Origin of the sequence: Micromonospora sp. NPDC093244, from assembly GCF_040683695.1 — a bacterium.
Taxonomy (GTDB): domain Bacteria; phylum Actinomycetota; class Actinomycetes; order Mycobacteriales; family Micromonosporaceae; genus Micromonospora.
Map to the genome: position 1 here is coordinate 168,155 of NZ_JBFBEO010000004.1, position 11,709 is coordinate 179,863.

Annotated in this window: 13 protein-coding genes; 7 read left to right on the plus strand and 6 right to left on the minus strand. The window is 73.1% G+C overall.

Annotated elements, in window-relative coordinates; translation table 11 throughout:
• Complete coding sequence (locus AB0N27_RS21595; RefSeq protein WP_364372561.1) at window positions 1-1,029, plus strand: tetratricopeptide repeat protein; 1,029 nt, start codon at window positions 1-3, stop codon at window positions 1,027-1,029.
• On the opposite strand, the gene AB0N27_RS21600 is transcribed toward AB0N27_RS21595, so the two are convergent.
• The gene (locus AB0N27_RS21600; protein ID WP_364372563.1) at window positions 1,026-2,192 is read right to left on the minus strand and encodes a homogentisate 1,2-dioxygenase domain-containing protein; all 1,167 of its coding nucleotides are present in this window, start codon (window positions 2,190-2,192) and stop codon (window positions 1,026-1,028) included. The genes AB0N27_RS21595 and AB0N27_RS21600 overlap by 4 nt on opposite strands.
• A gap of 94 nt (window positions 2,193-2,286) precedes the next feature.
• On the opposite strand from AB0N27_RS21600, the gene AB0N27_RS21605 reads away from it, so the two are divergent.
• The 6 genes from AB0N27_RS21605 (at window position 2,287) to AB0N27_RS21630 (ending at window position 7,141) form a co-directional block, all read left to right on the plus strand.
• On the plus strand, window positions 2,287-3,156 hold the full coding sequence (locus AB0N27_RS21605) for a hypothetical protein (RefSeq protein WP_364372565.1): 870 nt from the start codon (window positions 2,287-2,289) through the stop codon (window positions 3,154-3,156).
• Window positions 3,153-4,349, plus strand: coding sequence for a fumarylacetoacetase (gene fahA / locus AB0N27_RS21610; RefSeq protein ID WP_364372567.1), 1,197 nt, complete (start codon window positions 3,153-3,155; stop codon window positions 4,347-4,349). The genes AB0N27_RS21605 and fahA overlap by 4 nt, the downstream gene beginning before the upstream one ends.
• 190 nt (window positions 4,350-4,539) lie before the next feature.
• Window positions 4,540-4,749, plus strand: coding sequence for a DUF397 domain-containing protein (locus AB0N27_RS21615; RefSeq protein WP_364372570.1), 210 nt, complete (start codon window positions 4,540-4,542; stop codon window positions 4,747-4,749).
• Between the two features lie 137 nt (window positions 4,750-4,886).
• A complete protein-coding gene (locus AB0N27_RS21620; RefSeq protein WP_364372573.1) occupies window positions 4,887-5,369 on the plus strand; it encodes an SRPBCC family protein in 483 nt (160 codons plus the stop codon).
• Window positions 5,370-5,444: 75 nt separating this feature from the next.
• Complete coding sequence (locus tag AB0N27_RS21625; protein ID WP_364372576.1) at window positions 5,445-6,704, plus strand: pyrrolo-quinoline quinone; 1,260 nt, start codon at window positions 5,445-5,447, stop codon at window positions 6,702-6,704.
• An 89-nt stretch (window positions 6,705-6,793) separates the two neighbouring features.
• On the plus strand, window positions 6,794-7,141 hold the full coding sequence (locus AB0N27_RS21630; RefSeq protein ID WP_364372579.1) for an LPXTG cell wall anchor domain-containing protein: 348 nt from the start codon (window positions 6,794-6,796) through the stop codon (window positions 7,139-7,141).
• Window positions 7,142-7,160: 19 nt separating this feature from the next.
• On the opposite strand, the gene AB0N27_RS21635 is transcribed toward AB0N27_RS21630, so the two are convergent.
• From AB0N27_RS21635 to AB0N27_RS21655, 5 genes are all read right to left on the minus strand, one after another.
• Entirely contained in the window at window positions 7,161-8,075 is a 915-nt protein-coding gene (locus AB0N27_RS21635; protein WP_364372582.1) for a hypothetical protein, read from the minus strand.
• A gap of 127 nt (window positions 8,076-8,202) precedes the next feature.
• Window positions 8,203-8,757: a hypothetical protein gene (locus tag AB0N27_RS21640; protein WP_364372585.1), complete on the minus strand. Its 555-nt coding sequence runs from the start codon at window positions 8,755-8,757 to the stop codon at window positions 8,203-8,205.
• Window positions 8,758-8,889: 132 nt separating this feature from the next.
• Entirely contained in the window at window positions 8,890-9,993 is a 1,104-nt protein-coding gene (gene hisC, locus AB0N27_RS21645) for a histidinol-phosphate transaminase (protein WP_364372588.1), read from the minus strand.
• Window positions 9,990-10,997, minus strand: coding sequence for an RDD family protein (locus AB0N27_RS21650; RefSeq protein ID WP_364372591.1), 1,008 nt, complete (start codon window positions 10,995-10,997; stop codon window positions 9,990-9,992). The genes hisC and AB0N27_RS21650 overlap by 4 nt, the downstream gene beginning before the upstream one ends.
• Window positions 10,994-11,704: an RDD family protein gene (locus AB0N27_RS21655; protein WP_364372594.1), complete on the minus strand. Its 711-nt coding sequence runs from the start codon at window positions 11,702-11,704 to the stop codon at window positions 10,994-10,996. Before AB0N27_RS21655 ends, AB0N27_RS21650 begins: the two co-directional genes overlap by 4 nt.
• Between the last annotated feature and the right edge of the window lie 5 nt (window positions 11,705-11,709).

The window sequence follows — 11,709 nt, forward strand, 5'->3', positions numbered from 1 at the left end:
ATGTCCAGCGACCCCACCCCCGACCAGTCCGCCGCCGACGGCTATCTGCAGCGCGCCCAGCTCCTCGCCGAACTCGGCCGCCATGACGAGGCGGCCGGTGAGCTGACGTACGGGCTGGCCCTCCAGCCGGATGACGTGGCCGCCCTCACCATGCTGGCCCGGGTGCACCTGGCCGCCGGCCGGCCAACGGATGCGCTGGCCGCCGCCGACACGGCCGTCGCCGCCGCACCGGACGCGCTCGCCCCGCTCGTCACGCGTGCCATGGCGCTGGCCGACCTGGAGCGGTACGCGGAGTCGGCCGCCACCGCCGACCGGCTCCTCGCCCTCGGCCCGGCCGACGCGTACGCCCAGCGGAGCGCGGCGGCGATCCTGGCCGACTCACGTAACGGCCAACCGGCGTTGAACGCCGCGTGGCGTGGGGTCGAACTGGCGCCTGACGAACCACAGGCACATCTGGTGCTCGGCCTGGTCGCCGCCCGGCTGGAGTTGTTCGACCTGGCCGAACGGGCCTACTCCGAGGCGTTGCGGCTCGACCCCCGCCTCGCCGACGCTCCCCACGACGTGGGTGTCATCCGCCTGGAGCAGCGCCGCTGGTCGCAGGCGTTGGCACACATCGCCGAGACGGTCACGATCGGCCCGAGTCGGATGGACTCCGGGCGGACCATCGCGTACGGCCTGCACCGGCTGGTGCTCTACGGCGCGGGCTGGTCGTTGATCGCGGCGGTGCTCGTGGCGTTCGCGGCTTCGGCCAACGGCGGCCTCTCCCGCATCGTCGCGGTGCTTGCCGCGCTTACCGGTGGGGTCGTGGTGTGGCAGCTCGCGGCGCGTCTGCCCGGGCTGACCCGGACGGTCCTGCCCGCCCTGGTGCGCTCGGACCGGGCGATGGCCCTGGCGGTCTACGCCGTGGCCGCCGCGCCGGTGCTGCTCCTGGTGTACGCGGTGGTCGGCTCCCCGTGGCCGCTGGTGCTGGCCGTGGCCGTGACAGCGATAGCCGAGTTCGCCATCTTCACCAGAACCACCTTCCGCTAGACCCGACGTGCCCAGGTCCAGGCGTACCCGTCGTCCTCGCAGGTGCGTGCCGCGTCGCAGAGGTCCAGCGGGCGGAACGTGTCGACCATGACGGCCAGCTCGTCGAAGTAGTCGACGCCGATGGAGCGTTCGGCGGCGCCGGGCTGCGGGCCGTGCGTGAAGCCGGACGGGTGCAGGGAGATGGAACCCTGCTCGATGCCGGAGCCGCGCCGGGCCTCGTAGTTGCCGCCCGTGTAGAAGAGCATCTCGTCGGAGTCGACGTTGTGGTGGTTGTACGGCACCGGGATCGACTGCGGGTGGTAGTCGACCTTGCGGGGCACGAAGGAGCAGATGACGAAGTTCGGCCCCTGGAAGGTCTGGTGCACGGGCGGGGGCTGGTGGATGCGGCCGGTGATCGGCTCGAAGTCGTGGATGGAGAACGCCCACGGGTAGAGGTGCCCGTCCCAGCCGACCACGTCGAACGGGTGGTTGGCGTAGACGTAGCGGGTCCAGCCACGCCTGTGGCGGACCAGCACCTCGACCTCCTCGTCGTCGACGAGCAGCGGGGCGTCCGGTCCGCGGACGTCGCGCTCGCAGTACGGGGAGTGCTCCAGGAACTGGCCGCGTACGGAGAGGTAGCGCTTGGGCGGGCCGATGTGCCCGGCCGCCTCGACGGTGAGCAGCCGGACGGGCTGGTCACCGGTGGGCACCAGCCGGTGGATGGTCGAGGTGGGGATGATGACGTAGTCGCCGGCTACCGCGTCCAGGACGCCGAACGGGGACTCGACCCGCAGGGTGCCGGCCTCGACGTAGAGGCAGTGGTCGCCTGTGGCGTCGCGGAACAGCGGCGAGGGTCGGTCGGCGAGCACGTACCCGATGCGCACGTCGTCGTTGGCGAGGAGGTACTGCCGGCCGAGGATCGGGTCGGCGCCGCCTGTGTCGAGCTTGTGGGTGCGCAGGTGGCGGGGTTTGAGGGGCAGGTTCGGCGTACGGGTGAACGCGGACGGGGTGAACTCGTCGGCGGCGAGGATCGCGGTGGGCGCGTGCCGGTGGTAGAGCAGTGAGGAGTCGGAGGAGAAGCCCTCCTGGCCCATCAGCTCCTCGGCGTAGAGGCTGCCGTCGGGTTGGCGGAACTGGGTGTGGCGCTTTCGCGGCACCTCGCCGACGCTGCGGTAGTACGGCATCTCGCCTCCCGATATGTCCCGTTCACCGGTCGAAGGCGTCCGATAATCGGACGCTGTTGTCCGTTCCTTGTAGCGTCCCGTAGATTCTTGTGTCGTGTCAACGCAGGTGCCCGCACTCCTCGACGGCCTGGTGGACGACGCCGCCGTCTTCCCGCCGGGCAGCGCCGCGCTCCCCGACGCGCTGACCGCACACCGTCGACACCGCGCCGCCTGGTACGCCGACCTGGTCGGCCCGCTGCTCGTCCCCGCCTCGACGGTCGCGGCCGGCAGGCTGAACGGTCTGGTGGACCCGGCCGAGGGCCTGGTGGTCGGGGTGATCGGAGACACCGGTATCGCCGGCCTGCCTGTCGCGCTCCCGTGCCTGCCACCGGACGGCGTCACCGTCCGCCAGGTCGAGGTGGCGGTCGCCAAGCGGGGCGAGGACCCGCTGCCCGGCATCACCGAGCTGCTGCGGGTGACCGCCACGACTCCCGGCGTCGAGGCCGTCTACGCCGAGCTGCCGCTGACCTTCGGGCTGATGGGCGCGCTCGACGCGCTCGCCGCCGCCCGCGCCGACGGCGTGCCGATCGCCGCCAAGTTCCGCACCGGCGGCCTGGCCGCCGAACTGTTCCCCACCCCTGCCGAGCTGGCCGCCGTCATCTGCGCCTGCCGGGACCGGGCCCTGCCGTTCAAGCTCACCGCCGGGCTGCACGAGGCGGTCCGGCACCTCGACCCGGAGACCGGCTTCACCCACCACGGGTACGCCAACGTGCTGGCCGCCACGCTCGCCGCCGCCGGCGGCGCGGGTGTGCGCGCCGTCGCCGAGCTGCTGACCGTGGCCGACCCGCGCCCACTGCTGGAACACCTGAACGGGCGGCTGGACGCGCCACGCCCCCTGTGGGTGGGCTTCGGCTCGTGCAGCATCCTGGAACCACTTACCGATCTGATCCGGCTGGGGCTGGTGAACGGGGGCTACGACGCATGACCTGGGTGACCGGCGCTGACGGTTCGCCGTACGGGGTGACGAACCTGCCGTACGGGGTGTTCTCCTCCGGCGGGGGCCAGCCGCGGATCGGCGTACGCATCGGGTCGTGGGTGTTCGACCTGGCCGGTGCGGAGGCGGCGGACCTCGTGCTGGCGGCAGGCGCGCTGTGCCACCCCACCCTCAACGAGTTCATGGCGCTGGGCCGTCCGCAGTGGACGTCGGTGCGGCAGCGGATCACCGAGCTGCTCACCGACCCGGCGCACCGGGTGGCCGTGGAGCCACTGCTGGTGCCGCTTGCCGAGGTGGACATGCTGCTGCCGTTCGAGGTGGCCGACTACGTCGACTTCTACTCCTCGGAGCACCACGCCTCGAACGTCGGGCAGATCTTCCGCCCGGGCCAGCCGCCGCTGCTGCCGAACTGGAAGCACCTGCCGATCGGCTACCACGGGCGGGCCGGCACCGTGGTCGTCTCCGGCACGCCGGTGACCCGGCCGACCGGGCAGCGCGCCTCGGCCGAGGGCCCGGTGACCGGCCCGTCGGTACGCCTCGACATCGAGGCCGAGGTCGGCTTCGTGGTGGGCGTGCCGAGCGAGCTGGGTGACCGGGTGGGTGTCGACGACTTCGCCGACCACGTCTTCGGCGTGGTGCTGGTCAACGACTGGTCGGCCCGGGACATCCAGGCCTGGGAGTACCAGCCCCTCGGCCCCTTCCTCGGCAAGTCCTTCGCCACCTCGGTGTCGGCCTGGGTGACGCCGCTGGACGCGCTCGCCGACGCCTTCGTGCCCGCCCCGGACCAGGACCCCCCGGTGGTCGACTACCTGCGCGACGTGCCGCACCTGGGCCTCGACCTGCGCCTCGAGGTCGAGTGGAACGGCGAACGGGTGAGCGAGCCACCGTTCGCCACCATGTACTGGACGCCGGCCCAGCAGTTGGCGCACCTCACCGTCAACGGCGCGTCAGTGCGTACCGGCGACCTGTACGCCTCGGGCACCGTCTCCGGCCCGGACCGGTCGCAGGTCGGCTCGTTCCTGGAGCTGACCTGGGGAGGGGCGGAGCCGGTGAAGCTCGGCGACGAGACCCGTACCTTCCTCGCCGACGGCGACACGGTGACCATCACCGCTACCGCGCCCGGCCCGGACGGCACCACAATCGCCCTCGGCGAGGTCACCGGGACGGTCCGTCCGGCTCGCTGAGCGTCTTTCCAGGCCGGAGCGGTCCTCTGTCTCGTCGGCGGGACTGATGATCGCACCGACTGTGCGATAACCACCGCCGGTTGCCGCGTTGATCGTCGCGGATTCCGTCGCTCCACCGCGCGGTACGGGCCGGGCCCCCCGCCCGGTCACCGGCGGTGGGGCAACCCATCGCACACGGAGGTAGACGACGATGCACGATCTCTCGCGCGCGGTCTGGCGTACCAGTAGCCGCTCCAACGACCAGGGACTCTGCGTGGAGGTGGCGGACAACCTGGTCGACGTCCTCGGCCTCGTCGCGGTCCGCGACTCCAAGGACCAGTCCGGCCCCACACTGGCCGTGAGCCCGCCGGGGTGGACAGCGTTCGTCGGAGCGATCCGGGCCGGTCGCTTCGAACGCTGAGCGGCGGCGTCGTACCTGTCGACAGGTACGACGCGGCCGCCCGAACGGACAGCGGGGCCTCCGGGTGGTGGAAATTCCGTCCCGGGGGCCCCGTCCGGCGCTCACGCCGCGTACCGTCGACGACACGGGAGGATGTCATGTCGACGGTGGCGGTTACCGGGTTCATCGAGGCGCACGCCGTCGATGTCTGGCGTCTGCTGACCGACCTGCCCGGCCGTGCGGCCCGCATGACCTCCGCCGGCCCGACCGAGCTGCTCACCCCGGGTCCGTTCGGGCCGGGCACCGCGTGGCGTGAGGAGCGCGCCCAGCCGGGCGGCGGCACGCTGACCGAGGAGTTCCTCGTGGTGGAGGCGCTCCCCCCGCATCGGCTGGTCCTCTGCTCCTCGGGCGCCGACGTGGACTACCGGATCACCTGGACCCTGCGGCCGGTCCGGCGCCGTCGTCGCGGCTGCACGGCTGTCACCGTCACTCAGGAGGCGGTGCCGACCGCTCCGTACCCTCGGGTGGTCGCCCTGCTGCTCGGTGGGCTCGCCGCCCGGGCGGTCGAGGTGGCGTTGCGGCGTGATCTCGCCGACCTGACTGTCGCGGCGAGGCCCTCCGGCGCTGTGGAAGCGGCCTGACCCGGCCCGTGAGCGGCGCGACCTGACCGGGCTCCGGCGGTCTCCGCTGGGTAGGGTGCCGGGCGGAGGTGCGGCATGGGGTTCCCGAAGGGCCGGCGACGGCTGGTGATGGCGGTCGCGGCGCTGCTCGCCGTCGCGGCCGTCGCGATCGTCGTCCACCGGGTGCTCGCGCCGGCCGAGGTGAGCACTGTGGCACGGGGTGACTACCCGGCCGCGCCCCGACCCGAGCCCGGCGTGATCGGCCGGCTGCCCGCCGCCCCGCTGATCGTGGACTCCCGACTGCGGGTGTACGCGGCGCACCGGCAGGTCTACGCCGACCGGCCCGTCGACTGGCGGTACCGGACCACGCCGTTCTGGTCGTACCGGCGCTGGCCGGCGGAGCTGAGCGGGGTGGTGGCCAGCGGTCGTACCGTCGTGAGCCGGTGGTCCGACGGTCGGTTGGTCGCGCTCGACGCGTCGTCCGGGCGGGTGCTGTGGCGGGCCGCGGGGCCGGCGCCGGCCGAGGTGGACGCGGTGGCGCGGCGTACCGGGGCTGCCACCGTCTGGGATCCGCGTGGGCTCTACCTCACCGACCTCGCGGACGGCCGGACGGTGCTCGTGGTCACGGGGACCGCCGAGGCCCGTGCGGTGCAGGTGGCCGACGGCAGGGAGTTGTGGCGGGTCGACCTGCCCGGCTCGTGCCGCAGCGACGTCGGCACCAGCGTGGCCGGGCAGCTGATCGGCCTGGACGCCTGCGCCGGACCCGCCGCTGTCGAGTTCCGGGACGCGGCCACCGGGCAGGTACGCGAGCGCTGGCAGCCGCCGGGGGTGGCGGCGGACGGGCTTGTGGTGTCCCCACTCGGTTGCCGTACCGGTCGGTCGGGCTGTCCGGCCGTGCGGACGGCCGGGCCGGGTGACGCCGGCGGCCGGGGCTGGCTGGTGGCCGGCGGTGAGCCGGTGGCCGCACCCGCTCTGGACCTGGCCGGTGCCACTGTCGTCGGCGACCGGGTGGTCTCGGTGGTGGACGGGGTGGCGGTGGGCCGGGCGGCGCGGTCGGGCGTCGAGCTGTGGCGCTTCGGCGGCCTGGGCGCGGCGCGGGTGCTCGCGGTGCAGCCCGGTCGGGTGCATGTGCTGACCGAGGCGAACGAGTTGGTGACGCTCGACCCGGTGAACGGGGCGCAGCTCTCCCGCTTCACCCTGAACGTCGGCTCGGACGGTACGGGTTGGGCGCCGGGGGCGGTGGCCGCTGCCGACGGATATCTGGCTGTGGAACGGTTGCGGAAGCCTGTCGACCCGGACGGGGACGACCAGCGTTACTACTTCACCGCCGAGGCGGTGATTCTCGCCGCCACCTGATCGGGGCGTCGAACCGTGAACCTTTCACCACTTCTGACCAGAAACGGTACGTTTCTCATGGTTCAGATTTCTGGTGAAGGGGTTGGCGCATGGGTGCGACGGCAGCCAGGTGGCTGGTGGGCGGGATGCTCGCCGCCACCGCGAGCCTCGTGGTCACGGTGCCGCCGACCCTCGTGTCGGACCCGGCCCGGTCGGCCGCGTACGCCGCAGTGCGGGCTGAACCGTCGGGCGACACGAGTGTCACCTTCGAGGTGGTGCCCGCCTCGCCTACCGTCACCCCGCCCACGCCGACCCGGCACCCGCCCACCCCGACCCCCAGTCACGGGGGTCAGTTGCCGGTCACCGGTCCGGGCGGACCGGTCCTGCTGCTCGCCGCGCTGGGCATGACCCTGCTGGCCCTCGGGTGGCTCGCCGCGCGTCGCCGACGGCCGAGCTGACGCAGGGCCGCCGGCGGTCTCAGTGGTCGACCGGGACGCGCTCCGGGGGTGGGACGGCAGGGGCGCGACGGGACCGGCGCACGAGCACCCCGAGAGTGGTGAGCAGCAGCAGCGCCGCCACTGCCGCGCCCCCGGTCCAGCCGGTGAACAGTCGGGAGACGACGCTGCTCTTCCTGCCCACCTGACCGGGACCGGGGAAGGCGATCCGTACTGTCGCGCCGCGCTTCACCGTCCCGCTCTCCAGGTTCACCTCGGCCTTCCAGGGTCCGTTCGGCAACTCGGCGGGGAACCGGGCGATGACCTGCCCGGAGCCGCCCGGGGGCAGCGTGACGCCCTGCCCGACGGGGAACGGTCCGGCCCGGCTTCCGGCCGGTCCCTCGCTCAGCGCGATCGCGCCGGTCAGGTCCACGGCACGGCCGCCGGTGTTGGTGACCTGGACGGTCACCGACGGCACGCCCTCGGGGCTGCGGGCCGGCCGCAGCTCGCCGATCGCGAAGTCGGAAGCCGGCTCGCCGCCGGGGCCGACGTCGAGATACATCCGGACGCCGACCCGGTGAATCTGGTTGATCTCGCCGCCGGCCCGGGCTGCGGATCGGGTGGCCGCCCAGACCACCCCGTACCGCTCGCCGCGCGAGGCGGTCGGCGGCACCGTGATTGTCGCCCGGACCCGGATCTCGCCCCACGGTTCCAACTCCACCAAGCTGCGATCGAGGGTGGTCCACGAGGTCAGCTCGTTGGCCGCACGGCCCTCGCCGAACCGGAACGCCGAGCCGTCCAGGGTCGCCGCTGCCGGGTAGACGTCGACCTGGCGGGGCTCGGCCGTGCGGTTGACGATCAGCAGATGTCGCCTGATGGTGGTGCCCGGCGGCAGGTGGTCGACGATGTAGCGCAGAGCCCGGGGGTCGGCGCGGCGGTCGGTCGGAGCCTCCAGCAACCGGATGCCGATGCTGCCCTCGTCCGAGCCCGCGTCCGGCTCGGCCGCGCCGGCCCGGGTCGGCAGACCCGGACCGGCGAGGCAGAACAGGGCGAGCGCGACCGCGAGGGCCGACCGCCCCCGGCGGCTACGCCACCGAATGTGTCACCGTGCCGGTGTAGACGCCCGCGATGCTGTCCAGCGGGACGTTGACCACCAGGGTGGGGTTCCAGGCGGCGGTGTTGCCGCCGGTGCCGCCACTGTGGGTGAACGCGGTGAGCGGCGTGGTGCTGGACAGCGGCGCGGCATCGCCGGCGGAGGGCTGTCCCGGGGTGAAGGTGCCGGTGCCGGTGGTCGCTGTTGCCGGGCCGGACCAGTAGTTGATCTCCTCGGGGAGGACCGTCTCGGGTGGGGAACTGGTGCCGGTCTGGAAGACGGTCGCCGTCACCGACGCGGTCCAGGAAGCGTCGGAGGCGCCCCGGGAGTCGGTGACCGTCACTGTGCCGAGTTGGCCGGTGATGGTGCCACCGGGAGCGCCGGAGCCGAGGTCGGCGGTGGCCGGCGCGTCGATGTCGAGGGTGCCGGCCAGCACCTCGAACGTGGTGGTCGTGGTGTCGGTGGGCGCGCCGGCGGCCGGCGCGGCGAGAAAGCCGACCATTGCGGCGGCAGCCGCCCCGGCGAGACAGATCCTGGCAGTACGCACTGTTCGTTACCCCGTTTTCTCGAAGTGAGCCGACGCGGGTCCTCGCCACGTCGGCTACTTCGGAAGGTAGGGCAGATAATGGTTTAAACAGGACAAACCGGTCTTATGTCACCGGATGGTCACAGTGTGCTCTCAGGTCAGCGCCGCCTCGGCGGCGGCCAGGAACGCGTCGTTCTCGGTAGGGGTGCCGATCGTGACCCGGACCCCGTCCCCGGCGAACGGCCGGACGATCACCCCGCGTGCCTCGCACGCCTTCCCGAAGGCCACCGCCCGGTCGCCGAGCGGCATCCACACGAAGTTGGCCTGGCTGGTAGGCACGTCGGGCACGAACTTGCGCAGCGCCTCGGTGACCCGGTCCCGCTCGGCGACGACGAGCGCGCACCGGCGCTCCATCTCGGCGGCCTGGGTCAGCGCCGCGAGCGCACCGGCCTGGGCTGCCGTACTCGTGGAGAACGGCGTCACCACCTTGCGGATCGCCGCCGCCACCGTCGGCTGCGCCACGAGCCAGCCGATCCGCAGCCCGGCCAGACCCCACGCCTTGGACAGGGTGCGCAGCACCGCGACGTTCGACCGGTCCAGGTAGTCGAGCCCGTCCGGCACCTCCGGGTCGGTCACGAACTCCCGGTACGCCTCGTCGATGACCACAAGCACGTCGTCCGGCACCGAGTCGAGGAAGCGGTCCAGCTCGGCCTTGCGGACCGCCGTGCCTGTCGGGTTGTTCGGATTGCAGACCAGGATCATCCGGGTCCGGTCGGTCACCGCCGCGGCCATGGCCGCCAGGTCGTGCCCGTGCCCGGCGTCGTTGGGCACCCGCACGCTCGTCGCGCCGCTGGTCGCCCCGATGATCGGGTACGCCTCGAAGGAGCGCCACGAGTAGAGCAACTCGTCTCCGGGCAGACAGGTGGCCCGGACCAGGTGCTCGGCGAGCGCCACCGACCCGCAGCCGGTGGCGATCCGGTCGGCGTCCACGCCGTACCGCTGGGCCAGGGCGTCGCGCAGCGCCACCACGCCCATGTCGGGGTAGCGGTGCGAGGCGGTGACCGCCTCGGTGACCGCCTCGACGACACCGGGCAGCGGGCCGTACGGCACCTCGTTGCTGGCCAGCTTGATCGCCTCGGGCAGACCCAGCTCGCGGGCGAGGTCGGCGGGGCTGCGCCCCGGCACGTAGCTGGGCAGCGCGTCCAGGTCGGCGCGGGTCAGCCGCAGCGCCGGCTGGTGACGTCCGGAGTCGGTCATGGGGTGTCTCCCGAGGGCTGGTCGTCGTTCGAGGGGGCGGGGGCGGGGCTGGCGGGGACCTCGACCACCACCGTCTGCACGCGCTTGTCGTGCAGCGCCTGCCGCAGCGGGTGGTCGAACAGGGGGGACAGGGCGTCGACAAGTTGCAGGATCAGGCCCAGGCCGGCGCAGTACCAGAGCAGGGTGGGCAGGCCCATGGTGGTCCACCTGCCGAACGCCCTGGCGAAGCCCAGCGGCTGGTCGGCGGCGAGCGGTACGGCGCGGATCCGCATCACCCGCTTGCCGAAGGTCTGCCCGTGGGACGCCATGGCGGGCACCTCGTACGCCAGCCAGAGCGCCGTGGCGATCAGCAGGATCACCACCTGGAGCAGCCCGGCCTGCTCGCCGATCTGCGGCAGGTTGTCGGTGGAGGTGTCGCCGGCGAACGCCCGCCGGAACACCTCCCGCCAGTACGGCAGCATCTCCTCGATCAGCCGCCAGACGAACCAGCCGTTGACCACGGCGTTCAGGGCGAAGACGATCGTGAAGTCGATCAGGCGGGCGGCGAACCGGCGGCCGTAGCCGGCCAGTCTCAGCCCGTGCGGGCGCGGCTCGGGCGGCCGGCCGGGCCAGCCCGGTGGCACGCCCTGCGGCGACCAACCGGGAGGGGCGCCCTGCGGTGTCCAGCCCGGAGGACCGGCCTGCGGGGACCAGCCGGGCGGACCGGCCTGCGGCTCCCAACCCGGCCCCGGCTGGGGACCGTGCGGTGACGGGGCGCCGTGCCCTTGCGGCACGCCGTGACCCGCCGCGGGGCCTGACCCGGCGTGCGGCGGCCAGCCCGCGTTGGTTGCCGCCGCGTCGGGGGCCGCCTGGGCGACCGGCACCGGCGGCGGCTCGGGCGGCGGCGGCCCGTCCGGCGGGGTGGCGTCGACCGGGATGGGCGCACCCAGCCAACCCTCGCCGTCCCAGTACCGTCGGGTCTCAGGGTCGGCGGGGTCGACGTACCAACCCGGTTGCACACTCACGAAGCCACCTTAACGACGACCGTACCTGCGAACTTGTCGTGGAGGCACTGCTGCCAGGGCTTGTCCCAGAGCTGCCACAAACCGTCGGCGTAGCTCGCGCCCGGCACCAGCGAGCACGCCACGTGCTGCACGAGGTACCGCCGGCCCGCCATCCGCCGGTCGAGGGTGCCGTTCGGGTCGAGCGGCACCACCCGCAGCTTCATGACCTTCTTGCCGAGGGTCTGACCGCCGCGCTTGAGGTACTCCACGTGGTAGAGCCAGTAGAACCCGAGCAGCACCACGAACAGGCCGACCTGGAACAGCAGCAGCGGCAGGAAGAAGGTGGTGAAGAACGTGCCCGGGTCGGGCTCCACGAGGGTGCCGTCCGGGTTGGTCCGCGTCATCTCGGTGAACATCCTCCACCACAGGACCAGGAAGACCGGCAGGAACAGCACCATCACCACGATGCTGGCCAACGCCGTGTCGATCAACCAGGCGAGCAGCCGGTCGCCGAAGCTGGCCAGGGGCTGACCGGCCGGGCTCAACGCCGGCGGCGGGGGATAGGCCCGGGGTGGGGCGTAGCCCGGCGGCACGGCGTACCCGGGTGGGGCGTACTGCGGCGGCACGGCGTACCCCTGCGGGTGTGGTCCGGGTGGCGGCGCGAAGCCGCCGGCGGCGGGCGGAGGCCCACCGGCCGGCGGCATCGGGTACGACGGAGGCTGCGTCACGCCCG